This window comes from Winogradskyella sediminis, assembly GCF_003387355.1.
In the GTDB taxonomy this organism is placed as follows: domain Bacteria; phylum Bacteroidota; class Bacteroidia; order Flavobacteriales; family Flavobacteriaceae; genus Winogradskyella; species Winogradskyella sediminis.
This window is the reverse complement of record NZ_QUNH01000002.1, coordinates 692160-716112: the sequence shown is the minus strand read 5'-3', so window position 1 is coordinate 716112 and position 23953 is coordinate 692160. Positions and strand designations below refer to the sequence as shown.

Genomic DNA, 23953 nt, shown 5'->3' with positions numbered 1-23953 from the left:
TAAATGTATAAAGTTTTTAGTCTCATATTAACGTCTATCTTTCTATTTGTGGTATCGCAACAAGCAATCGTTATTATGAACTTTAAACTCAACCAAAAAGCCATTACAGAACAATTTTGTATCAATAAAGCCAAGCCAGAGCTTCAATGTAATGGAAAATGTCATTTAACTAAAGAGCTACAAGAGACCGAGCACACGGATTCTGAAAAAATAATGAATACCAAAAATTTTGATTTGGTGTACTATCAAGATTCAGAATTTAAGATTTCTAATTTTAATATCACTCAAATAAAAGTAAAATTAATTTATATAGAGTTTCAGCATTCAGAACCCTATTTAGAAGTTCTTAAACCACCTCCGCTATTAAATGAGACTCTAACATCAGTAGAATACAAAACGATTCAATTATTAATAAACAATTATAAAAATGAAACATCTTAAAAAATATATTTTATTAACCACAGTAATCTTTGCTTTTCTTTCTTGTAGCAGCGATGACGAAAATCGTGTAGCCAATAACGTTACTCTAGAATTTAGCAATACATTTAATGAAACACCTTTAGTGCTCGGTGACGCAAGCTCTAGCACAGCTACAATAAACACCTCTGATGCCGGACAAGTTCATCACTTTTCAGAATTAAAATATGTGATAAGTAATATTCGACTTATCAAAGCTAATGGTGATGAGATTCCGTATAATATTAATGATTTAGACAATGGTGCCACAGTTGTAGATCAGTCTAAACCAGAAACCTTGAATTATGTCTTAAATGAGATTCCTGTTGGAGATTATACCGAAATAAAATTTGGTTTAGGCGTAAGATCGGATTTAAATAACCTAGACGAAGTAAGCTTCCCAACATTTTATAACAATGCAGGTGCCAACGACACACAAATGCATTGGGAATGGGGAACGGGATACCGTTTTACAAAAATTGAAGGTTTCTACGATACCGATAATAAGGAACTATCCTTCCATTCAGGAAGTACATTAGAAGGTGAAGAAGGTAATTATACCCAAGGTGTTGATGCTTATAGAGACATTACCTTAGAACTACCTACAACCGCTACAGTTGGCAGTAATGCTCCTATTATATCAATCAAAGCAGATTTTGATTATTTACTTAGTGGATACAGTCATACAATAACTTTAGTGTCTACTGAGGATATTAGTAACAATGCCACACCAAGTGCTCATACAGCTACCGAAATGGAAAAGTTTGTAGATAATATTGGTGGTAATGGTACAACAGACCTTAGCGGTATGTTTTCTGTGACTTCTGTGGAAAATTAAACTTTAATGTAAAGAGTCGGCTTTAAGAAGAAAGACGTAAGCCGACTCTTTAATCCTATTTAAAATTGTAGTGATGAAAAATATATTAAGCCATATCGCATTGATGCTTTTACTGACAGGATGTGCTAGTGATCAGTCTAATTTAATAGTTTATGATAACCCTGAAATAGAATTAGAAATTCCATTAGACTTTCCTGAATTAAATAATTCAATTTATAACAATATGCCTACCCAATACGGAGTTGAGCTCGGTAAAAAATTATTTTTCGATACGCAATTGAGTACAGATAATACCATTTCATGCTCTAGTTGTCATATTCCAGAAAATGCATTTGCAGATCATAATCCAAAAGCTATTGGTATTGAGGGACGAATAGGACTTAGAAATGCTCCACCTGTACAAAATATGGCTTTTATGCAATTTTATAATTGGGATGGTAATAAACTTCAATTAGAAAACCAACCATTGGTTCCTATCATTACACACGAAGAAATGGACTCCTCTATTTTAGAGGTTATTGGTAAACTTGAAAGCGACCCTTCTTATATAGAGCTCTTTAATAAAGCTTTTAAAGGAGAAGGTATTACGGCAGATGGTATTTATAATAGTATTGCGCAATATGAATACACGCTTATAACTTCAAACAGTAAATACGATAGAGTTAAACGAAACGAAGGAGAAACATTTACAGAAAGTGAAGCACAAGGATATACTGTTTTTCAAAACAAATGTATAGGCTGCCACAGCACAGCATTATTTACAGATCAAAGTTTTAGAAATATTGGGTTTCCTATAAATCCGGATGCTGAAGAAGGAGGACGTGCCAGAATCACAGGACTTGTGGAAGATTACATGCGTTTTAGAGTACCTAGCTTAAGAAATATAGAATATACTGCTCCTTATGGTAGCTTCGGACAATTTGAAACTTTAGAAGACCTACTCGATTATTTAGATAACGGAGTATTAGAGGCAGATAACCTAGACCCTATTTTAAAAGATAATAACAACAGAATTCCACTTACAGCTCAAGAAAAAACAGATTTAATTGCTTTTATGAAAACCTTAAGCGATACCGATTTTACAGGTTTAGATAATTAAGAACAGGTGTCACAAACTCCGGTTAAAACACAATTTACATTTTCGACCAAATAACCTTCAGGAATAGAGAAATTGACTTCACTTGGTAAACATTCTATCGTTTCACACACCTTACATTTAAAATGAAAATGTTGATGCTTTTGATGGGTTTCATCACAACCATTACATAATGCAAAATACTGTTTTCCATCTTCTGCAACAACCTTATGAAGTACGCCATCATCACAAAAACGATTTAAAACCCGATAAATCGTAGCCCTATTAATATCAATTGCTATTTTTCGTTCTATCGCATCTTGGCTCATAGCTTTACCGGATTCGGTTAAAATATTTAAAACAGCCTCTTTAGTAGGTGTATTTCTTCTTTTCATTTTTAATGCGAATTATTTGCAATTACCTATTCCAACAACATTGCAATATTATAAATTAATAATATATTTGCAAAACTAAGTAATGCGACGATGTCGCCTTTATAAATAATATGACTCACAAAGTGAATAATACATCAAAAAATAACACCTTAGATCTCATTGCACTATCAAGCTCGTTAATCTGTGCAATACATTGCGCTGTTTTTCCAATACTGCTTTCATTTACCTCAATGAGTAGTCTGTATTTTTTTAATAACCCAATCATTGAATGGATATTTATAGGCTTAGGTATTGTGTTTTTGCTAACCTCACTTTGGCCAAGTTACAAAAATAAGCATCATAAGACTAAACCTCTAATAATTGCAGGATTAGGCTTTGTATTTATAGCTATTGGACGACTTCACTTTACCCATTTATGGGAAATTATCAATACTGTTATCGGCGCTGTATTACTGGCTTTAGCACATTATATGAATTGGAAATTATTACGCTTAAGGCTACAACAACAATCTTAAAACCCATTTTATAGTATTTTTAATAGACTTCAAAACAGATTTAAAAATAGCAGACGTCACTCGTTTTACATTAAAAACAGCCTCACATATTTCTTTTAATTCTTTTTTTTCCTTAAAAATGGTTGGACTTTATGCCTTCACACCTAAAGACGATAAAGATGAGGCCATGCATTGCGCTGTTGTGATTATACTATAATTTACAACCTTTAGAATGCGCCAACAACATAAAGTCGGCACTTTTTATTTAAAAAATTGATGCCTTTAGTCGTCATAACCTAATACAAAGTCCTACTATCTCAATAATGTATACAGAACCTTTCTAGATATAAAAAACAAAAAACTCTATAAATCAAAAGACTTATAGAGTTTTAGTTAAAAAGTCGGGGTGGCAGGATTCGAACCTGCGGCCTCCACGTCCCAAACGTGGCGCGATAACCGGGCTACGCTACACCCCGAAAATTTGTTTAAAATTAAAACCAAATGATTGGCTTTTCATTTTCGGAATGCAAATATAGATATTTTCTTTAATATCCAATAACATTTATTAACTTTAGTGTTTTAATCTTTTTATCCATTAATATCATGACTATGAAAAACATCATAATTGGATTAATTCTTACGAGTACACTTGCCTGTGCTCAAGATAAAAATCCTAAGAACATTGAGAATACGCATGAGGTTATAGTTTCTGATATTAATATTCCTTGGGGTTTTACATTTCTTCCTGATGAGTCTATGCTTATTACCGAAAAATCTGGGGAACTTATTCATTTTAAAAACGGTAAAAAAACGAGTATAAGGGGCTTGCCAGACATCTATCCACGTGGTCAAGGTGGATTATTAGATATTATTATACATCCTGATTACGACAAAAACGGTTGGATCTATTTGTCTTACTCCTCTTCAGAAGGTGAAGGTTCTGGCGGAAATACAACCATAGCAAGAGCTCAACTTGAAAACAATAGTTTAACAAATTTACAAGTTCTGTATAAAGCCATACCAAATACAACCAAAGGACAACACTTTGGATCACGCTTAATTTTTGATGATGCTGGCTACTTGTATTTTTCAATTGGAGAACGCGGTAACAGAGATGAAAACCCACAGGACATTACAAGAGATGGTGGAAAAATTTACCGTCTAAATGACGATGGTTCTATTCCAAGTGATAATCCTTTTATTAATAATTCCGAAGCCAAAACTGCTATTTACTCTTACGGTCATAGAAATCCTCAAGGGATGACACTTCATCCTGAAACAAGAGAGATCTGGACGCACGAACATGGTCCAAAAGGTGGAGATGAAATAAACATTATCGAAGCGGGTAAAAACTACGGTTGGCCGGTAATAAGTTATGGTATTAATTACATAGGAACAAAATTTACCGATATTACTAAAAAAGAAGGTATGGAACAGCCTCTACACTATTGGGATCCTTCAATTGCACCAAGTGGTATGGCTTTTATTAATAGCGACAAATATGGTGATTGGGATGGTAACTTATTAATAGGCTCTTTAAAATTTCAATATTTAGATATGTGCACCTTGCAAAACAACAAAGTCGTTAAAGAAGAACGTTTACTAGATGGCTTAGGACGTGTAAGATCTGTAGAACAAGGACCTGATGGATTTATTTATGTAGGCATAGAAAATTTAGGTATTGTAAAATTAATTAGAAAATGAAAAACGTTATTTTTTTAGGATGGTTCTTATTACTCTTGGCTTCGTGCAACTCTAATGCAAAAAAAGACAATCATGTTGCTCAAAAGCAGGATTCATCTGAGCTTAAAGCGAGTATACAACGTGGCAAAACGGTCTATAACGACATGTGTATAACCTGCCATTTACCCAACGGTAAAGGTGTACCAAAAGCATTTCCACCGTTAGCAGATTCCGACTATCTAAGAGAAAATCAAAAGCAAAGTATTAAAGCTGTGAAATATGGTATGTCTGGAGAAATCACTGTAAATGGCATTACCTATAATAGCACAATGTCTCCTTTAGGACTTTCAAATGAAGAAGTTGCCGATGTTGTAAATTATATTAATAATAGTTGGGGAAATACAATTGACCACTTTGTAACTCCCGAGAAAGTTTCCGAATTATAAATTCGCAATTCTACTTAAATAATTAAATTTGCAACCATCTAACAAATCAAAATTTATATGCTAATTATTGGGATCGCAGGTGGTACAGGCTGCGGAAAAACGACTGTTGTAAATACAATTTTAAAAGAACTACCTGAAGGACAAGTTGGTGTGATTTCTCAGGATTCTTATTACAAAGACACCTCACATCTAAGTTTTGAAGAGCGTGTTAAAATTAATTTTGACCATCCAAGATCTATTGATTTTGAATTATTAGAAGAGCACCTTATCGATTTAAAAAAAGGAAAAGCTATTGACCAACCTGTATATTCTTTTGTAAAACATAATCGAACAGGAGATATCATTGTCACAAAACCAAGAAAGGTTATGATTGTAGAAGGTATTTTAATTCTTTCTCATCCAGAAATTAGAGAGCTTTTTGATATTAAAATATTTGTACATGCGGACTCAGACGAGCGTTTAGTAAGACGATTAAAGCGCGACATTACAGAACGAGGACGAGACATCAATGAAGTATTGCAACGCTACCAAAACACATTAAAACCTATGCATCAGCAATTTATAGAACCAATGAAAGAGTATGCTGATATCATTATACCAAACAATAAGTACAATACCGTTGCTGTCGATATCGTTAAAACCATAATCAACGAACGCTTATAATGTCTAAATTCAACATAAAATATCTCAAACCCTTTAAGAACATTTACGTCATTGTTCTTATTGTTTTTGTGGTTTGGATGTTATTTTTTGACGCTCACTCATGGCTCTTTCACCATGAGCTAAACGGCGATATTGAAGAATTAGAATACCAAAAAGAGCACTACCGTAACGAAATGGCTAAAGACAATAAAGCCATAAAAGAACTTAGCACAGACGAGGGTATTGAGCGTACAGCACGCGAAACATACTACATGAAAAAGCCTAACGAAGATATCTTTATTATAGAATATGAAGATAGTATTCAGAAACCAAAAAAAGATGAGTAAATCATTATTTAAAGATTTTGAGTCCGTGTCTTCAAAAGCATGGAAACAAAAAATACAAGTAGACCTCAAAGGTGCCGATTATAACGATACACTAATTTGGAAAACTAATGAGGGGATTAACGTAAAACCATTTTATCACTCCGACGAATTTGATGTATTACCGGAAGTTTCTAATAGCAAAGCATCTCAATGGAAAATTAGTCAATCTATTGTAGTTAGCGATGCTAAAACAGCTAATGCAAGCATGTTAGAGGCTATTAACAGAGGTGCTGAACATTTATTATTACATGTTCAGTCTGAAACTATTGTAATTGAAGATTTATTTTATAATATCGATGTATCTCAAGTTTGTATAGACATTTCGTGCGATTTTATTTCAGAACCATTCGTAAAAGCAGTCTTATCTACCGTTAAAGATTCATATAGAGAGGTGCAGCCTCAAATTCATTTTCAAACGGATATTATAGGCCACATCGCCAAGACTGGTAATTGGTACAATAACCTCCGTGATGATCATCACAAACTGGATGCAATTGTGGAAGCAACGCATCAGATTAGTGTAAATGTAGATTTATATCAAAATGCAGGAGCTACACTAGTTCAGCAATTAGCCTATAGCATGGCTCATGTTAACGAATATTTAAACCATTTTAAAAGTCGTAACACCTGTTCAGACGCATTAGAGGTAACCTTTAACATCGCAACAGGTTCAAATTACTTTTTTGAAATTGCAAAAATCAGAGCCTTACGTCTCTTATGGTCTACATTAGCTTCGGAATACGGAGTAAACACCTCGTGTAGAATTATTGCTACTCCGAGTAAGCGTAATAAAACAATTTACGATTACAACGTTAACATGCTAAGAACTACCACTGAATGCATGAGTGCTATTTTAGGTGGCGCTAATGTGATATGCAACTTAACATATGATGCTTTATTTCATAACGCAAACGAATTTGGAGAGCGCATTTCTAGAAATCAACTTCTCGTATTAAAAAATGAGAGCTATTTTAATAAGGTAGATAACCCAGCAGACGGAGCATATTATATTGAAAATATAACCGATCAATTAGCTCAAAAAGCCTTAGATCTTTTTAAAAATATTGAAGCCAATGGCGGCTTTTTAAGTCAGTTAAAAGAAGGCACTATTCAACGAAAAATTAAGGATTGCGCCAATACTGAACAGTTAGATTTCGACTCACAAAGAATAGTATTATTAGGAACAAATAAGCATCCAAATGTCGCTGATAAAATGAGCGATAACTTAGAAGTTAATCCTTTTTTAAAAATCGAAAAACGAAAAACACTAATTGAACCTATTATTGAGAAAAGACTATCCGAAAAACTGGAAATCAAAAGACTAAGCGAAGAGTAAAACACACTATAGAAAAAACCTATTACAGTTTTACACTTAAATAAACACATTTACAATGTCTAGAAAAAATCTTCAACATATATCTCTAAAAAAGGAAGTTCCTCATTTAACAAATAGTGACAAACACGATTTTTTGACTGCTGAAAATATCCCAATAAAATCCTCTTATTCTAAGGATGATATTCAAGACTTAGAGCATTTAAATTTTGTGGCTGGGATAGCTCCAAATTTACGTGGCCCCTATTCAACGATGTATGTTCGAAGACCATGGACAATTAGACAGTATGCCGGATTTTCTACAGCAGAAGAAAGCAATGCTTTTTACCGTAGAAATTTAGAAGCAGGACAAAAAGGCCTATCCGTCGCATTCGATTTAGCGACACATCGAGGTTATGATTCTGATCACGAACGCGTCGTTGGAGATGTTGGAAAAGCAGGTGTCGCTATAGACTCTGTTGAAGATATGAAAGTATTATTTGACCAAATTCCCTTAGATAAAATGTCGGTATCCATGACCATGAATGGTGCAGTATTACCTATAATGGCATTTTATATTGTTGCCGCTGAAGAACAAGGAGTACAACCAGCACAATTAGCAGGAACCATTCAGAATGACATTCTTAAAGAGTTTATGGTGAGAAACACGTATATCTACCCACCTACTCCATCCATGAAAATTATCTCTGATATTTTTGAATACAGCAGTAAAAACATGCCGAAATTCAACAGCATCAGTATTTCGGGATATCACATGCAAGAAGCCGGAGCCACTTGCGATATAGAATTAGCATACACCTTAGCAGATGGATTAGAATATATAAGAAAAGGGCTTGAGGCAGGCATGGATATTGACACCTTTGCTCCAAGATTATCTTTCTTTTGGGCTATTGGCATGAATCATTTTATGGAAATCGCCAAGATGCGTGCTGCACGTATGTTATGGGCAAAACTTGTAAAACAGTTCAATCCTAAAAATCAAAAATCGTTAGCTTTAAGAACCCACTGCCAAACATCGGGTTGGAGCTTAACAGAACAAGACCCCTTTAATAATGTTGCCAGAACATGTATTGAAGCTGCAGCGGCTGCTTTTGGTGGCACACAAAGTCTTCATACCAATGCTTTAGACGAGGCCATTGCTTTACCTACAGATTTTTCGGCTAGGATTGCCAGAAACACTCAAATTTATCTTCAAGAAGAAACCCATATTACAAAAACAGTTGACCCTTGGGCTGGTAGTTACTATGTAGAAAAACTTACTGACGACATTGCTAAAAAAGCTTGGAAGCTTATTGAAGAAGTTGAAGATTTAGGTGGCATGACTAAAGCTATTGAAGCAGGCATACCTAAATTACGTATAGAAGAAGCTGCTGCCCGTAAACAAGCTCGGATAGACTCTACGCAAGATGTCATTGTTGGTGTTAACAAATACCGTTTAGACCAAGAAGACCCTATTTCTACCTTAGAAGTCGATAACCAAACCGTAAGACTGCAACAAATTGAACGCCTAGAGCGTATTAAAGCTAGCCGAGACACCACTGCTGTCACTGAAGCATTATCAAAATTAACAGAGGCCGCAAAAACAAGTGAAGGAAATTTATTAGCTTTAGCAGTCGATGCCGCAAGAAAACGTGCTACTTTAGGAGAAATAAGTGATGCACTAGAAGCCGAATTTGGACGATATAAAGCGCAAATTAAATCATTTTCAGGAGTGTATAGTAAAGAAATTAAAGACGATTCAAGTTTTCAAAAAGCCAGAACACTTGCCAATACATTTGCAGAACAAGACGGTCGGAGACCCAGAATTATGATTGCAAAAATGGGACAAGATGGTCACGATAGAGGTGCTAAAGTTGTTGCCACAAGTTATGCTGATGTAGGCTTTGATGTTGATATAGGACCGCTTTTTCAAACACCAAAAGAAGCTGCCAAACAAGCTGTAGAAAACGATGTTCATATATTAGGAATATCATCTTTAGCGGCAGGACACAAGACACTTGTACCTCAGGTGATTCAAGAATTAAAAAATTACGGACGAGATGACATCATGGTCATCGTTGGTGGTGTTATTCCTAAGCAAGATTATCAATTTTTATTTGATGCTGGAGCCGTTGCTGTGTTTGGCCCTGGTACAAAAATTAGTGAAGCCGCCATCCAGATTTTAGAGATATTAATTGATTAAAACAAAAAAATGCACTGTAAATAACAGTGCATTTTTTATTTGAGATAAACCGCAACCTAGTCGTCTATTTTTTTAGTATCTGTTTTCTTTATTTCAAAGTTTTCGTAATCTCCTGCATTTACTACAGTCCAGTTTTTAAATTCTTTAAAATAAGTTTTTATCGCTTTATTAACATCCTCAACAGTTAGACTTTTAACCTGTTCTTCAATTCCTTTTTGAAACATCATATCTCTATCATAATACAAGTTATTATTGATAGTGCTAGAAAGCTCATTATCTTTAGCTCTAGATACACTTTGCGCTTGCACCCAGCCTTTTACAGCATCATCTAATTCTTGCTGAGTAATACCATCCTTAATAAAACGTGCTATTTCTTCCTCAAAACCCTTTTGTACTTTGGCTTCATTTTCCGGAGCGTAAATTGCATAGATATACATCGTAGAGTTTTTATCGTCTTTATCTCCATCTACATTAACGCCTCCACCTGCTCCATAGCTTACACCGTCTTGCTGACGTAGACGCGTGGCAATACGAGAATTTAAGAACCCTCCACCAAACACAGAACCTGCAACTTGTAATGCTGCATAATCTTTATCGTATTCGCTTCCTTCAAAATTTAAGAAACCAAGTGTGAAAGCATTTTTCTTATCTGGAGTTATAATTTTTTCGTTTGCTGGCTTATTGGTTGCGTATGGATCTTTAATTTCAGAATACGGTAAATCAGATGTAAAATCAGCAAACTCTTTATCAAAATACGTTTTTAATTCCTCTTCATCTATATTTCCTATAGCAATAAGATTAGCGCTATTTGAAATACCATAAAAATCATCGTAATAAGCTTTTATAGCTTCAACCGTAATACTATTTACAGCCTCCACTTCTTCTTCTAAGGTCATATTATACAATGGATGCCCTTTTTTATACTTCTGATTGATCTCGCCTAAACGCTTTTGAACTAAAAATTGTGGCTCTGTTTTATTACTTTCTATGCTTGCTAATTCCTCAGTCTTAAGCTTCTCTAATTCTTCAGCATCAAAAGCAGGATTTTTTAACATCTCTGTCATAAGCACCAATGCCTCTTTTAGGTTATCTTTCGTAGAGCTTATATATGCTGTTGTTTTACTGTTAGAACCACTAAAGTAAATCGAAGATTTTAATTCACTTAATTTGTCTTCTATATCTTGTCTAGATTTTGAGGTTGTTCCTTTATTTAACATTCTAGCAGTATAACTTGCTAACTTCCCTTTATTCATTAAATCATCTACTCCACCGTTTCTAAACGTAAAAGAGAGGTTTACTGTCTCACCACGATTATCTTTTTCTATAAACCCATATTCAATTTTACTTTTTGAAAGTACACCTGAATCTAAAGCATTTTGAATATTTTCATAAGACACATCAAAAGCCTCGCCCGCACTCAAAGCCTCTTTGCCTTTATAGTTAGTTACCAACTCTTGCAATCCTTCTGTATGTGGAATTTCAATTCGCATAGGTGTTTTAGTCGGAATAAAATTCCCGACAGTTCTATTTGTTTTTATAAAGTAGCGTCCTAAAACTTCATTTACTTGTTCTAAAGTGGCCGACTCAATACGGTCTCTATGAATAAACATCAACCTCCAATCTCCGGCTCCAATAAATTCACTTGTATATGTCCCTAAATATGAAGAGTTTCTAAGAATCTGATCCATTTGCTTTGAGATATTTGCTTTAGCGCGTTTAAGCTCTTCTTCAGTGATTGGGTTTTCTCTTAAACCATCAAACAAATTAAGCATGGTTGTTTCAGCAGTTTCAAGCGATTTATCCGAAGGCACATCAACATTAAAATAAATAAAGCCAGGTTCTTTAGTAAAAGGAGTAAAACTCCATACCGACGATGCCTCTTTTGATTCTATCAGTGCCTTATATAAGCGCCCTGAAGGCTGATCGGTTAAAACATTTTCTATAATGTTCATAGGTGCATAATCTTCATGCGATCCTGCTGGTGTATGAAACAAAGCAGACACAAGTTGCAAATCTCCTACTCTACTAAGTTCTACTCTTTTTTCACCATCTTGAGCTGGCTCAATAGTTGGCACATCTACCAGAGACGTTTCCGGATTTTTAATTCCACCAAATTTCTCTTCAATTAAATCTAATGTTTTTTCTATATTAAATTTACCCGTAACCATTAATACAGCATTATCTGGCCTGTAGTATTTTTTGTAAAACGCTTTTAGATTTTCTATCGGTACGCGCTCAATATCCGACTTATTACCAATGGTTGATTGTCCGTAATTATGCCATAAGTAAGCTGCACTTATCACTTTTTGCATCAGTACTCTCATAGGGCTATTTTCACCAGATTCAAACTCATTTCGCACTACAGAGAATTCAGAATCCAAATCTTCTTTAGCTATGTACGAATTCACCATTCGATCAGCCTCTAAATCTAGAGCCCAATCAATATTATCTTCGGTGGCATTAAAAGTTTCAAAATAATTAGTACGATCATACCATGTGGTACCATTTGGTCTTGCACCTCGAGCTGTTAATTCTTTGGGAATATCAGGATGATTAGGCGTCCCTTTAAAGACTAAATGCTCTAATAGGTGTGCCATACCTTTTTCTCCATAACCTTCATGTCTAGAGCCGACTTTATACGTAATATTTACCGTTACGGTCTGCGAAGAATTATCCGGAAACAGTAAAACTTTTAAACCATTGTCTAACATGTATTCCGTAATGCCTTCTACAGAAGCCGTTTGTTTTGGCTGTGCTTCAATAAAACTAGATAAGCACAGTACTAAAAGCAGTACTACTGCTGAGCGAAAATTTGTTTTCATAATTGATGATGTTTTTAGTTACTTGAAAGATAAACATATTTTAAACAACCACAAATCAGTGCTTTATGTTTTTTACCATAATATAAACCCAATGATTTTTATTAGTAACTAAAACGTTCCGTGTGCTTATTTAACTAATTCTAAATTCAATAAATTCTGAACAAACAAAAAAAACCTAAACCACTTTAGTAAATGCTTTACAGAAGTGACACTAAAAGTTCTTATTTTAGCAACAAATCTAACACGTTTAAAGCAACTGCATAGACCTACTATAAAAGCACTGCCAACCCTTATTTTAAGCATCTTGGACATGTTAAAAAACAGAATTACTAAAATTTTTAAACGGACGTTTTTAATTCTGTTTGTGGTAGGATTATTGATTTTCTATTTTATTTTCCCACGTTTCATTATAGAAAGACGAAATCCGATATTAGAGTCATTTAAAACCCAAAATATTTATAATGACACTATACACCAAGAAGACGCTTCAATGTTAAAAAGAAAGAAACTAACGTTTTTAACTTATGACAACCTTGAACAATCCGCTCTATTAACCTACACACATATAGCAAAACCTAAGGGCACCATCATTTTACTACATGGTAGTAGTCATACAAAAGTGCATTTTTATGATTTAAGTAAATTTCTTGCTACAAACGGGTTTAATTCCGTGGCTGTAGACATTAGGGGATTTGGTGAAAGTGAAGGTCAGTTTTTTACGTTTGGAGTTAAAGAATCTAAAGACGTTAAAAAATTAGTCGATGTTTTAATCCATAGAGAAGGTTTAAACAATATTGGTGTTTGGGGTCAATCTGTCGGAGGTGCGCTCGCACTGCAAAGTATGGGGTCTGACCACCGAATTGCCTATGGCATTTCGGAAAGCACATACACGGATTTAAAATCGAATATACAAGGATTTTTTAAACGTCATACAGGTTTTAATCTTGCTCTTGTCAGTAATTTCTTAGTAGACAGAGCTGGGCATATTGGCGACTTTGATCCCAATGACGCTAGCCCTATTAAATATAGTAAGCAAATCATCCAACCTACACTTATTATTCATGGTGGTCAAGATGAAGCGATAGACATTTCTAATAGCGAAACTATATTTTCTACCATTAAAAGTAAGGACAAGGAATTTATAGAAGTTGAATCGGCTGGTCATATAAATCTTTGGGAAGTTGGTGGCAAAGCTCTTTTGGATAAGATTCTCCGCTTCTTAAATAATCAAGCCATAACTTACAACTAAGTATTTAGTTAAAATTATGTTATTCTTTTATATATCAATATATTATCCCTAAATTAGAAATCTATTCGGATAAAATATTAATCTATTAAAACCCATCGATCAATGAAAAAATTTATTTTCAGTGCAGCAATTTTGTTGTGCTTCACCCTTGTATTGCCTTTAAATGCTCAGAGTACAGTAGCGACTTCAAAGGTGTCTTATACGGCTACAAATCCTATTCCTTCAGATCCTAATGTTAAAACAGGAATCTTAAAAAACGGTCTTACTTACTACATTCAAAACAATCCTAAACCCGAAAACAAAGTAGAATTAAGATTGGTAGTTAATGCAGGTTCAATTTTAGAAGACGAAGACCAGTTAGGACTAGCACACTTTATGGAACATATGTGTTTTAACGGTACTAAAAACTTTAAAAAAAATGAATTAGTGGATTACCTGCAGAGTATTGGAGTAAAATTTGGCGCACATCTTAATGCTTACACTAGCTTTGATGAAACAGTCTACATTCTACCTATTCCCAGTGATGATCCTGAAAAACTTGAAAAAGGCTTTCAAATTATAGAAGACTGGGCACATAACGCACTATTAACCGATGAAGAAATAGACAATGAACGTGGTGTTGTACTCGAAGAATACCGTCTAGGAAAAGGCGCTAACGAACGCATGATGCAAACCTATTTACCTAAGATGATGCATGGCTCTATGTATGCAGAACGTCTTCCTATTGGAACAAAAGAAAATTTAGAAACATTTAAATACGAAAGCCTTAAACGCTATTATAAAGATTGGTACCGACCAGACTTAATGGCTGTTATTGCTGTGGGAGATATTGATGTAGAAACATTAGAGGAAAAGATAAAATCTCATTTTGGACATATAAAAAATCCTAAAAACCCTAAGCCAAGACCTGTGTTTGACTTGCCTAACCATGCAGAAACCTTTGTTGCAATCGCATCCGACAAAGAAGCTCCATTTTCAAATGTGCGATTAATGTTTAAGGACAAAATAAATTCGAAGCCAGATGAAACACTTGCCGACTACCGAAAATCTATGGTCGAAAACGTGTTTTCTCAAATGATTAACAATCGCTTAGATGAGATTAGAAATGGAGACAATCCTCCTTTTGTATATGGATTTACGTATTATGGTGGCACATATGCGCGAACCAAAAATGCTTTTCAATCGTCTGCTATGACTAGTCCCGAGGGTCAACTAGACGCTTTAAAAACGCTATTGGTAGAAAATGAACGTGTTCGTCAACACGGTTTTTTTAAAGGTGAATTTGAACGCGCCAAAAAAGATATTATGGCTCGTATGGAAAAAGCTTATAAAGATAGAGACAAGATGGAATCAAATAGACTTGTAGGCCTTTATATCAATAATTTCTTGGAGCAAAATCCTATGCCGAGTATGGAGTGGAGATTCGATTTTACAAAATCACAGTTACCAACCATAACATTAGACGAAGTTAATGCCTTAATTCAATCTTATATAAAAGAAGACAACCGCGTAGTCATCCTAACGGGTCCAGAAAAAGAAGGTCTAGAACAGGTTAAAGAAACGGAAGTCTTAGAACTTTTAGATCTTGTAAAGTCAATGGATTTAAAACCGTATGAAGACAAAGCAGTGGCATCGTCTTTAATGACCAAAATGCCCTCTAAAGGCAGTATAAAATCATACGAAACAGATGAAACACTTGGTACAACGACCTTAACATTAAGCAATGGTGCCATCGTTACCTACAAAAAAACTGATTTTAAAAATGATGAAATATTGTTTGATGCATTTAGTTATGGAGGAACTTCTCTTTATACAGATGAAGAATATAAAGCCACATCAAATGCCAATGGAGGTTTAACAGAAGCCGGAGTTAATGGATTTAATAAAGTAGAACTCGGTAAAATGATGTCTGGTAAAATTGCCAATGTAAGACTTTCAATAGGGTCTTATAGCGAAGGACTCTCAGGAAATACAACACCAAAGGACTTAGAAGCATTGTTTCAATTAACGCACTTGTATTTTACGGCACTAAATAAAGATGAAAAAGCATTTAAAAGCTTCGCTGATAAGCAAAAAGCATTTTTAGGCAACCTCTTATCTAGTCCTCAATTTTATTTTCAAGATCAACTCTCGCAATTTATTTATGGTAAAAACCCAAGATATACAGGGTTTCCAACTGCAGAAGACATGGACAATGCAGATTATAGCCTAGCCTACGAAAAATATAAAGAACGTTTTGCGGATGCCGGTGATTTCAATTTTTATTTTGTTGGAAATATCGATGAAAATAAACTTGTAGAATTATGCGAAACCTATCTAGCAAGTTTACCTTCAACAGGAAGCAATGAGTCCTATAAAGTTAGTGATTTTAGACCATTAACAGGTTCTCACAAAAGAATTATTGAAAAGGGAGAAGACCCAAAAAGCTCGGTAAGAATTACATATCATGGTCCTACAGAATACAACCAAAAAGAAGCACATGCCTTAAAAAGCTTAGCCGAAGTTTTAACCATTAAATTAATTGAAAAACTTAGAGAAGAAGAAGGTGGTGTATACGGAGCTGGTGCTAATGCAAGTATAAGCAATATGCCTTACGATTGGTTTAGGTTTAATATCAGCTTTCCTTGTGGGCCAGAAAACGTTGATAAGCTCATCGCTGCAACCATGAAAGAAGTGGATCTCTTAATAAAAGAAGGACCTACTGAAGAAGATTTAGAAAAAGTTAAAAAAGCTCAAATTTTAGATTATAAAGAAGATTTAAAAACAAATCGATTTTGGTTAGGGCAACTTAAAAATGCAGACTACCTAAATAAAAATCCTCATCACATCTTAAAATTTGAAGAAGCCGTAAATAGCTTAACGCGTGACGACCTTCATGAAGCCGCTAAAAAATATTTAACACAAGGCTATATTACTGGTATTCACAATCCAGAAAAATAGAAATACAACCTTAATATTGGGCAGTCTTTAATTTTTTTATTGAAGACTGCTTTTTTTTATAGAACTGTTAACAACTTCAATTTCTTAAAGTCGTAAATAATCGTAATTTTAAGCCCTTATATTTAACCAAATTATTTAATGGGTAAAATCATTGCAATAGCAAATCAAAAAGGTGGAGTTGGAAAAACGACCACCTCAGTAAATTTAGCAGCTTCCTTAGGAGCGCTAGAGAAGAAAGTACTGCTAATAGATGCAGATCCACAAGCCAATGCAAGTTCTGGTTTAGGAATTGATGTAGACACCGTTTCTTTGGGCTCGTACCAGGTTATAGAACACTCTGCAACAGCAAAAGACGCTATTATTGCGTCTAACGCACCAAATGTTGATGTGATGCCTGCACACATTGACTTAGTTGCTATTGAAATAGAACTGGTAGATAAAGAAGAGCGCGAGTACATGTTAAAAAACGCTATTATAGATTTAAAATCAGAATATGATTATATTTTAATAGATTGTGCACCATCTTTAGGCTTACTTACATTGAACGCTTTAACCACGTCGGATTCAGTTATTATTCCGATTCAGTGCGAGTATTTTGCACTCGAAGGTTTAGGCAAACTGTTAAATACTATTAAAAGTGTACAGAAAATACACAATGAAACGTTAGATATAGAAGGCTTATTACTAACAATGTTTGATTCGCGCTTACGCTTGTCTAATCAGGTTGTAGAAGAAGTACAAAAACACTTTAGTGATATGGTTTTTGATACTATTATTCAACGAAACGTACGTTTAGGCGAAGCACCAAGTTACGGAGAAAGCATTATTAACTATGATGTAAGTAGTAAAGGCGCGGTAAATTATTTGAGTTTAGCTAAGGAGCTGATTAAGAAAAATGAATTATAATGGCGAAAGCGACAAAAAAACAAGCATTAGGACGTGGACTTTCAGCTTTATTGAAAGATCCTGAAAATGATATCAATTCAGCAGAAGACACAAATGCAGACAAAGTAGTTGGTAATATTGTGGAACTCGATATAGAAAGTATTGAGGTCAATCCATTTCAACCAAGAACCAACTTTAATGAAGATACCTTAAAAGAATTAGCCTCATCCATCCGAGAGCTTGGTGTAATTCAACCTATAACGGTCAGAAAATTAGCATTTAACAAATACCAATTAGTCTCTGGTGAGCGTCGTTTTAGAGCTTCAAAATTAGTAGGTCTAGAAGCGATACCTGCTTACATTAGGATTGCAAATGACCAAGAGTCGTTAGAGATGGCTTTGGTAGAAAACATCCAACGTCAAGATTTAGACCCAATAGAAATTGCATTGTCGTACCAACGTTTAATTGACGAAATTCAATTAACCCAAGAGCAAATGAGTGAGCGTGTGGGCAAAAAACGATCTACAATTGCCAATTATTTGCGTTTACTAAAATTAGATCCTATTATTCAGACAGGTATTAGAGATGGATTTATTAGTATGGGGCACGGTCGTGCTATGGTAAATATTGAAGACCAAGTAGAACAACTTGAAGTTTACGAAAAAATTATTACCAATAAATTATCTGTAAGAGCGACAGAGCAATTAGTAAAAAACTTAAACGCTGAAGAACCAGCCAAACCTAAGGAACCTAGCTTTGAAATTCCTAAACACATTAAAAAAGGAGTTAAAGATTTTTCTGAATACTTTGGACATAAAATAGACGTTAAAATGACTAAGAGCGGAAGCGGTAAAATAACAATCCCTTTTCACTCTGAAGAAGATTTTAACCGTATTAAAAAATTAGTTCAACGTGACAAATAGAAGTTTCTACAGTTTTTTAATTGGCTTACTTTCAGTATTTTTTTCATTTGCTCAAATAGAAAAAGACAGCACAAGTATTGCCATAGAAGAAAGTCCAATTATCGCCAATGAAACTTTAGTAAAAAAAGAAATAGATCCTTTAAGACCGTCTAAAGCTGCATTTTATTCCGCAGTACTTCCTGGCTTAGGTCAGGCGTACAATAAAAAATACTGGAAAATCCCTATTGTTTGGGGTGCTATTGGTACCGGAATTTATTTTTATGTCAGAAACGATAAACAATTTGACCGCTACAGAGATGCTTACAAGCGTAGATTAGCAGGTTTTAAAGATGATGAATTTTACAATCTCATTTCAGACGACGGACTTATTAGAGCCCAAGAACAGTTTAGGAGAAATAAAGAAATGTCAATGTTAATTACAATAGGCCTATATGCTCTAAATATATTAGATGCCAATATCGATGCCCATTTACTTCAATTTAACGTTGACGAAAATCTAAGCCTAAGCCCACATTATCAATACAATGAACTGGAGAATTCTTCAGACTTAGGATTAACACTTAATTTTAAATTTTAACATGAAAATAGCTTTACTAGGTTATGGCAGAATGGGTAAAAGCATTGAAGCTATTGCAATACAACGCCATCATAATATAGTATTAAAAATTTCTGATGCGAATTCTAATTACGACTTTTCAGATGCAGATGTAGCTATAGATTTTAGCATACCATCAGCAGCAGTCACAAATATAAAAAAGGCCATAGACGCAGGTATACCTGTAGTTTCAGGAACCACAGGTTGGCTAGACGAGTATCCAGAGGTTATTGAATATTGTAAGAAAAAAGACGGTACATTTTTATATGCTTCAAATTTTAGCTTAGGGGTTAATCTCTTTTTTGAATTGAATAAAAAATTGAGTACCTTAATGTCTGGCTTTTCTGAGTACACCACAGAAATTGAAGAAATTCATCATACCCAAAAATTAGATGCTCCAAGTGGTACAGCCATTACGCTTGCAGAACAGATTATTGAGCAATCCGATTATAAAAATTGGACGCTAGATGAGCCTAAAGACTCTGAACTCCTTATTGAAGCCAAACGTATAGAAGGAGTGCCTGGCACACACGAAATCACTTATAATTCTGAAATCGATGCCATCAGTATTAAGCATAAAGCTCATAGCAGACAAGGGTTTGCGATGGGTGCTGTTATTGCCGCAGAATGGATTAAAGATAAAAAAGGCATCTTTAATATGAAAGATGTGTTAAACATTGGTTAATTTGCCAATGTTATGTAACGAATTAAAATAATTTTCAACCTACACAGACAAAATATAAGGTTATGAGCTGGACACAGTGGTTTATTTTTATACTCATTTTACAAGTTATTCATGGCTTAGGAACATGGAAATTATACATAAAAGCTGGTAGAAAAGCTTGGGAAGCATTTGTGCCAATTTACAATGCTATTGTCTTAATGAAAATTATTTCACGTTCTTGGTGGTGGGTGATTTTAATGTTTTTACCAATTGTAAATCTTATAATGATTCCTGCGGTTTGGGTAGAAACGGCCCGATCATTTGGAAAAGATACTAAGCTTGATGCGCTTTTGTGCATTGTTACATTAGGATTCTACCTCTATTATCTTAATTATGTTGCTGATGTAAATTATGTTGAAAACAGAGAACTAAAACCTAAAACAGCTACAGGCGAATGGATTACCTCTATTCTATTTGCAGTTGTTGCCGCCACGATTGTGCATACCTATTTTTTTCAACCTTTTGTAATTCCATCATCCTCTTTAGAAAAATCCTTATTAGTTGGCGATTTTCTAATCGTAAGTAAGTTTCATTATGGAGCTCGAGCTCCTATGACTACAGTTGGTGCTCCGATGGTTCATGATACCATACCTCTAATAGGAAAGAAATCCTATTTGTTTAATGATAATTTTGAAGAACGTAATACCTCTTGGATTAATAAACTTCAACTACCATTTTTTAGGTTTCCAGGTTTTGAAAGCGTTGAACGTAATGATATTGTCGTTTTTAATCAGCCAGCAGATACCTTGCTGAATATGAACGATTTTAAACCAGACCGAAATTATTACAAACCAATAGATAAAAAAACCAATTTAGTTAAACGTTGTGTCGGAGTTGCTGGTGATACGTTGGAAATAAGAAATGGTTACGTCTTTATAAACGGTAAACAGAATACATTACCTCCAAGATCTCACCTTCAGTTTTCATATGAGATAACCTTTAAAAGACAATTACAACCACTACGTATTGTTGAGATTTTAAAGAAATATGACATTACAGACGGATTAGGTTATGGTAGAACTGATGGTACATACGCTATACCTGCTGCTACAGATGAAGCTATTGCGAAACTAAGATTACATCCTGAAGTGGCATCAATTGTACCAACGAGGCAAGAAAAAGGAGTGAACGGAAATATTTTCCCTAGAGATCCAAACTACCCTTGGAACAGCGATTTTTTTGGCCCAATATGGATTCCTAAAGCCGGTGCAACAATAAATTTAAGTCCAGATAACATTGCACTATACAAACGTGCTATTGGAGAGTACGAAGGTCACAAAGTGGTGACGAGAGGTAATCAAATTTTTATTGACGATGAGCTAGTAACCTCTTATACTTTTAAGCAAGATTATTACTGGATGATGGGAGATAACAGACACAATTCTGTAGATAGCAGATACTGGGGATTTGTACCAAACGATCATATTTTTGGTAAACCTGTGTTTATTTGGATGAGTATTGATGGTATCAACGACGGACTTAAAAACTGGAGTTTCCGTTGGGATCGTATATTTACAACTGTTACAGGTTCAAAGGAACGTACCTCGTATCTTATTCCGTTTATTATACTTGTTTTAGGAATTACGTTCTTTAACAAATGGAGAAAAAAGAAAAAAGCAAATCAGAATTAATTGATAATGATTAGATGTCGTTTGAATTTATGCTTGTAATTACAAAAATTTAAAAGCAAACTTAAATAAAGCTTTCACCGCGAAGCAGTTTTAAAATGTATTGCTATGATCGTTTTTCAAACTCAAGTATATCCAATTAATTAATCATTAAATCTTAAATCCTCGATTCTCACAACAAATGAATGCTCTAATTTACCCAACCTATTTTCCAAATATTGCTCACTTTTGGACTGTGGTAAATGCGGATACCATAACTTTAGAAGTTTCTGATAACTATCAAAAACAATCTTACAGAAACCGTACGGAAATTTATGGAGCTAATGGTAAATTAGCCTTAACCGTACCAGTAAGTTATACTCAAAAAAACAGGCAGCTTTATAAAGATGTTAAAATAGCAAATGATGAACAATGGCAATTGTTACATTTAAAATCGCTGCAATCAGCTTACAGCATGTCTCCTTTTTTTGAATATTATATAGATGACCTAATGCCACTATTTGAAGCGCATTTTAAGTATATTTTAGACTTCAACTTAAAATGCTTTGAAGTGTTGCTAAACAGTCTTCAATTAGACATTCTACCAACTAAAACTACAATCTTTGAAAAAGAACCTCTATACAAAACGGATTACAGAAGTTTAGTAAAACGAAATTCAGACGTAAAACATATAATACCCTACACTCAGGTTTTTACAGAGAAGCATGGCTTTATTGCTAATCTTAGCATTTTGGATTTAGTGTTTAACGAAGGACCAAATACAGCGTTGTATTTAAAAAAACTAAATTTATCCATAGATTAATTTTTAGAGCTGTTTAGTAGTTATACGAGCTCATTATATAATTCATCCTGTTATGCTTCAATCCTTAATTCATTACGGTATACATTTTGGCTTGCCGTTAGTTATAGCCATCGTATGTTATAAAACGTATTGGTTAAAAGCGTATGCAATAATGCTACTAGGCATGTTAATTGATTTAGATCATTTATTGGCAAATCCTGTATTTGATCCTAACCGTTGTAGTATTAACTTTCATCCACTGCACTCCTACTACGCTATAGCAGTCTATTTATTTTTATTAATCCCAAAGAAAACACGAATAGTTGGCATCGGGTTGGTTATACATATTATAGCCGACTTTGCAGATTGTGCTCTAATGTAATTTATGGTAAGCTAAGTGTAGTTTTTATAGGATAATGATCAGATAACTTAACATCGAATGTTTTAAAGCTATTGACAGCAAACGCTTTATCTGCTAAAATAAAATCGATTCGCATAGGAAAAAACTTAAAATCATAAGTTCTACCAAACCCATTCCCAGCGGCTTCAAAAGCATCTTTTAAGTCCTCACCTTTTACTTTTCTGTAAATATAAGAGTAAGCCGTATTATTGAAATCTCCGGTAACAATCGTTTTATAATTGGACTTAGATTTATGCTCTAAAAATAATTCTACTTGTCCTTGCTGTGCTTTAAAAGTTGCTCCAACTTGCTTAAAGAGATGACTCGATGTTTCTTTCTTAAGTTTTTCTACATCGGTTTCAATACCTGAAGATTGTAAATGAAAGGTATAAACTCTAATGGTATCTCTTTGTTTGACGATATCAACAAAAATGGCATTGTTACTCGTATTCGGAAACTCTAAAGAGCCAGAATTAATAATAGGAAACTTTGAAAAAATCGTTTGTCCAGACTTTACACCTTCAACATGTCGTGCATTAAAATTGTAATAACCATCGAGATCAATAGGATCACCTGTTCTATATTCTTGAAGACATAAGATATCGGGTTGTTCAGTATTTATAAAATTTAAAATATCCTCTTTAACGGTAGGTTCTGGCAACCAACCAAACTTATTAAATAATCTAACGTTAAACGACATAACAGAAAAATCAGATGTTCCTATATCATCAGACGAATATGAAAATTTGTACATAGAATTAATATAGTTCCACCCCAACAATAATACCACCAAGGATAATAACATTTGTTTTTTAACACGAAGCAACCAATACATAAAGAATACACCGTTGAGGATAATAAGCAAAGGTACACCTAAGCTTAAAACAGATAATGACGCAAAACTTTTTGGCGGAATATAAGGCAAGATATAAGACGTAAGCAATAAAAATGCGACCAACGAATTGATGACAAATATAATTTTACTACCTAGTTTTAAACCTTTCATGTGCTTTTCTATTGTTCCATTAAGGTCGCATGCTGCTCGCTAGTAAACATTTTACTGTGGAAATTATATT

General features: G+C 34.3%; 22 protein-coding genes and 1 tRNA gene. 19 read left to right on the top strand and 4 right to left on the bottom strand.

The genetic code is table 11. From position 1 onward, the window contains the following. Positions 1-3: 3 nt before the first annotated feature. From C8N41_RS10535 to C8N41_RS10525, 3 genes are all read left to right on the top strand, one after another. Positions 4-441: a hypothetical protein gene (locus tag C8N41_RS10535; RefSeq protein WP_147298952.1), complete on the top strand. Its 438-nt coding sequence runs from the start codon at positions 4-6 to the stop codon at positions 439-441. Beyond that, a complete protein-coding gene (locus C8N41_RS10530) occupies positions 428-1294 on the top strand; it encodes an MbnP family protein (RefSeq protein ID WP_092447119.1) in 867 nt (288 codons plus the stop codon). The genes C8N41_RS10535 and C8N41_RS10530 overlap by 14 nt, the downstream gene beginning before the upstream one ends. A 73-nt stretch (positions 1295-1367) precedes the next feature. Continuing rightward, positions 1368-2393 (top strand): cytochrome-c peroxidase, encoded by a 1026-nt coding sequence (locus tag C8N41_RS10525; RefSeq protein ID WP_115839229.1) that lies wholly within the window; start codon positions 1368-1370, stop codon positions 2391-2393. On the opposite strand, the gene C8N41_RS10520 is transcribed toward C8N41_RS10525, so the two are convergent. Further along, entirely contained in the window at positions 2390-2764 is a 375-nt protein-coding gene (locus tag C8N41_RS10520; RefSeq protein ID WP_115839228.1) for a Fur family transcriptional regulator, read from the bottom strand. The genes C8N41_RS10525 and C8N41_RS10520 overlap by 4 nt on opposite strands. A 110-nt stretch (positions 2765-2874) precedes the next feature. On the opposite strand from C8N41_RS10520, the gene C8N41_RS10515 reads away from it, so the two are divergent. Further along, positions 2875-3279, top strand: a complete 405-nt coding sequence (locus C8N41_RS10515) for a MerC domain-containing protein (RefSeq protein ID WP_115839227.1) — start codon at positions 2875-2877, stop codon at positions 3277-3279. Positions 3280-3659: 380 nt separating this feature from the next. Here C8N41_RS10515 and C8N41_RS10510 read toward each other — a convergent pair. After that, a tRNA-Pro gene (locus C8N41_RS10510) sits at positions 3660-3734 on the bottom strand. Between the two features lie 127 nt (positions 3735-3861). Here C8N41_RS10510 and C8N41_RS10505 point away from each other — a divergent pair. The 6 genes from C8N41_RS10505 to scpA are packed head-to-tail and all read left to right on the top strand — an operon-like array spanning position 3862 to position 9930. Continuing rightward, on the top strand, positions 3862-4962 hold the full coding sequence (locus C8N41_RS10505; protein ID WP_092447115.1) for a PQQ-dependent sugar dehydrogenase: 1101 nt from the start codon (positions 3862-3864) through the stop codon (positions 4960-4962). Beyond that, complete coding sequence (locus C8N41_RS10500; RefSeq protein WP_092447114.1) at positions 4959-5387, top strand: c-type cytochrome; 429 nt, start codon at positions 4959-4961, stop codon at positions 5385-5387. The genes C8N41_RS10505 and C8N41_RS10500 overlap by 4 nt, the downstream gene beginning before the upstream one ends. 57 nt (positions 5388-5444) lie before the next feature. After that, a complete protein-coding gene (gene udk / locus C8N41_RS10495) occupies positions 5445-6050 on the top strand; it encodes a uridine kinase (protein WP_092447113.1) in 606 nt (201 codons plus the stop codon). After that, complete coding sequence (locus C8N41_RS10490; RefSeq protein WP_092447112.1) at positions 6050-6376, top strand: FtsB family cell division protein; 327 nt, start codon at positions 6050-6052, stop codon at positions 6374-6376. Before udk ends, C8N41_RS10490 begins: the two co-directional genes overlap by 1 nt. Next, on the top strand, positions 6369-7751 hold the full coding sequence (locus tag C8N41_RS10485; protein ID WP_115839226.1) for a methylmalonyl-CoA mutase subunit beta: 1383 nt from the start codon (positions 6369-6371) through the stop codon (positions 7749-7751). Before C8N41_RS10490 ends, C8N41_RS10485 begins: the two co-directional genes overlap by 8 nt. Positions 7752-7806: 55 nt before the next feature. After that, the gene (gene scpA, locus C8N41_RS10480) at positions 7807-9930 is read left to right on the top strand and encodes a methylmalonyl-CoA mutase (protein ID WP_115839225.1); all 2124 of its coding nucleotides are present in this window, start codon (positions 7807-7809) and stop codon (positions 9928-9930) included. 56 nt (positions 9931-9986) lie between these two features. Here scpA and C8N41_RS10475 read toward each other — a convergent pair whose 3' ends face one another. Then, complete coding sequence (locus C8N41_RS10475) at positions 9987-12752, bottom strand: M16 family metallopeptidase (protein WP_115839224.1); 2766 nt, start codon at positions 12750-12752, stop codon at positions 9987-9989. Between the two features lie 310 nt (positions 12753-13062). On the opposite strand from C8N41_RS10475, the gene C8N41_RS10470 reads away from it, so the two are divergent. From C8N41_RS10470 to C8N41_RS10430, 9 genes are all read left to right on the top strand, one after another. Next, entirely contained in the window at positions 13063-14001 is a 939-nt protein-coding gene (locus C8N41_RS10470; RefSeq protein ID WP_147298951.1) for an alpha/beta hydrolase, read from the top strand. A gap of 102 nt (positions 14002-14103) precedes the next feature. Continuing rightward, entirely contained in the window at positions 14104-16941 is a 2838-nt protein-coding gene (locus C8N41_RS10465; RefSeq protein WP_115839222.1) for a M16 family metallopeptidase, read from the top strand. Positions 16942-17079: 138 nt separating this feature from the next. Then, positions 17080-17847 (top strand): ParA family protein, encoded by a 768-nt coding sequence (locus C8N41_RS10460; RefSeq protein WP_092447106.1) that lies wholly within the window; start codon positions 17080-17082, stop codon positions 17845-17847. Continuing rightward, positions 17847-18749, top strand: a complete 903-nt coding sequence (locus C8N41_RS10455) for a ParB/RepB/Spo0J family partition protein (RefSeq protein ID WP_092447105.1) — start codon at positions 17847-17849, stop codon at positions 18747-18749. Before C8N41_RS10460 ends, C8N41_RS10455 begins: the two co-directional genes overlap by 1 nt. Further along, complete coding sequence (locus C8N41_RS10450; RefSeq protein ID WP_092447104.1) at positions 18739-19326, top strand: DUF5683 domain-containing protein; 588 nt, start codon at positions 18739-18741, stop codon at positions 19324-19326. Before C8N41_RS10455 ends, C8N41_RS10450 begins: the two co-directional genes overlap by 11 nt. 1 nt (position 19327) lies before the next feature. Further along, complete coding sequence (gene dapB / locus C8N41_RS10445; RefSeq protein WP_115839221.1) at positions 19328-20029, top strand: 4-hydroxy-tetrahydrodipicolinate reductase; 702 nt, start codon at positions 19328-19330, stop codon at positions 20027-20029. Positions 20030-20091: 62 nt separating this feature from the next. Beyond that, positions 20092-21699, top strand: a complete 1608-nt coding sequence (gene lepB, locus C8N41_RS10440) for a signal peptidase I (protein WP_115839220.1) — start codon at positions 20092-20094, stop codon at positions 21697-21699. 178 nt (positions 21700-21877) lie between these two features. Further along, complete coding sequence (locus C8N41_RS10435; RefSeq protein ID WP_115839219.1) at positions 21878-22498, top strand: WbqC family protein; 621 nt, start codon at positions 21878-21880, stop codon at positions 22496-22498. 52 nt (positions 22499-22550) lie between these two features. Then, entirely contained in the window at positions 22551-22859 is a 309-nt protein-coding gene (locus C8N41_RS10430; RefSeq protein WP_115839218.1) for a DUF6122 family protein, read from the top strand. Position 22860: 1 nt separating this feature from the next. Here the strand turns inward: C8N41_RS10430 and C8N41_RS10425 are convergent, their stop codons facing one another. Then, positions 22861-23883: an endonuclease/exonuclease/phosphatase family protein gene (locus C8N41_RS10425; protein ID WP_092447099.1), complete on the bottom strand. Its 1023-nt coding sequence runs from the start codon at positions 23881-23883 to the stop codon at positions 22861-22863. Positions 23884-23953 lie beyond the last annotated feature (70 nt).

Excerpts from the sequence above, each read along its gene's own strand:
- C8N41_RS10535 (WP_147298952.1), top strand. The coding sequence starts at position 4 with ATGTATAAAGTTTTTAGTCTCATATTAACGTCTATCTTTCTATTTGTG.
- C8N41_RS10530 (WP_092447119.1), top strand. The coding sequence starts at position 428 with ATGAAACATCTTAAAAAATATATTTTATTAACCACAGTAATCTTTGCT.
- C8N41_RS10525 (WP_115839229.1), top strand. The coding sequence starts at position 1,368 with ATGAAAAATATATTAAGCCATATCGCATTGATGCTTTTACTGACAGGA.
- C8N41_RS10520 (WP_115839228.1), bottom strand. The coding sequence starts at position 2,764 with ATGAAAAGAAGAAATACACCTACTAAAGAGGCTGTTTTAAATATTTTA.
- C8N41_RS10515 (WP_115839227.1), top strand. The coding sequence starts at position 2,875 with ATGACTCACAAAGTGAATAATACATCAAAAAATAACACCTTAGATCTC.
- C8N41_RS10505 (WP_092447115.1), top strand. The coding sequence starts at position 3,862 with ATGACTATGAAAAACATCATAATTGGATTAATTCTTACGAGTACACTT.
- C8N41_RS10500 (WP_092447114.1), top strand. The coding sequence starts at position 4,959 with ATGAAAAACGTTATTTTTTTAGGATGGTTCTTATTACTCTTGGCTTCG.
- udk (WP_092447113.1), top strand. The coding sequence starts at position 5,445 with ATGCTAATTATTGGGATCGCAGGTGGTACAGGCTGCGGAAAAACGACT.
- C8N41_RS10490 (WP_092447112.1), top strand. The coding sequence starts at position 6,050 with ATGTCTAAATTCAACATAAAATATCTCAAACCCTTTAAGAACATTTAC.
- C8N41_RS10485 (WP_115839226.1), top strand. The coding sequence starts at position 6,369 with ATGAGTAAATCATTATTTAAAGATTTTGAGTCCGTGTCTTCAAAAGCA.
- scpA (WP_115839225.1), top strand. The coding sequence starts at position 7,807 with ATGTCTAGAAAAAATCTTCAACATATATCTCTAAAAAAGGAAGTTCCT.
- C8N41_RS10475 (WP_115839224.1), bottom strand. The coding sequence starts at position 12,752 with ATGAAAACAAATTTTCGCTCAGCAGTAGTACTGCTTTTAGTACTGTGC.
- C8N41_RS10470 (WP_147298951.1), top strand. The coding sequence starts at position 13,063 with ATGTTAAAAAACAGAATTACTAAAATTTTTAAACGGACGTTTTTAATT.
- C8N41_RS10465 (WP_115839222.1), top strand. The coding sequence starts at position 14,104 with ATGAAAAAATTTATTTTCAGTGCAGCAATTTTGTTGTGCTTCACCCTT.
- C8N41_RS10460 (WP_092447106.1), top strand. The coding sequence starts at position 17,080 with ATGGGTAAAATCATTGCAATAGCAAATCAAAAAGGTGGAGTTGGAAAA.
- C8N41_RS10455 (WP_092447105.1), top strand. The coding sequence starts at position 17,847 with ATGGCGAAAGCGACAAAAAAACAAGCATTAGGACGTGGACTTTCAGCT.
- dapB (WP_115839221.1), top strand. The coding sequence starts at position 19,328 with ATGAAAATAGCTTTACTAGGTTATGGCAGAATGGGTAAAAGCATTGAA.
- lepB (WP_115839220.1), top strand. The coding sequence starts at position 20,092 with ATGAGCTGGACACAGTGGTTTATTTTTATACTCATTTTACAAGTTATT.
- C8N41_RS10435 (WP_115839219.1), top strand. The coding sequence starts at position 21,878 with ATGAATGCTCTAATTTACCCAACCTATTTTCCAAATATTGCTCACTTT.
- C8N41_RS10430 (WP_115839218.1), top strand. The coding sequence starts at position 22,551 with ATGCTTCAATCCTTAATTCATTACGGTATACATTTTGGCTTGCCGTTA.
- C8N41_RS10425 (WP_092447099.1), bottom strand. The coding sequence starts at position 23,883 with ATGAAAGGTTTAAAACTAGGTAGTAAAATTATATTTGTCATCAATTCG.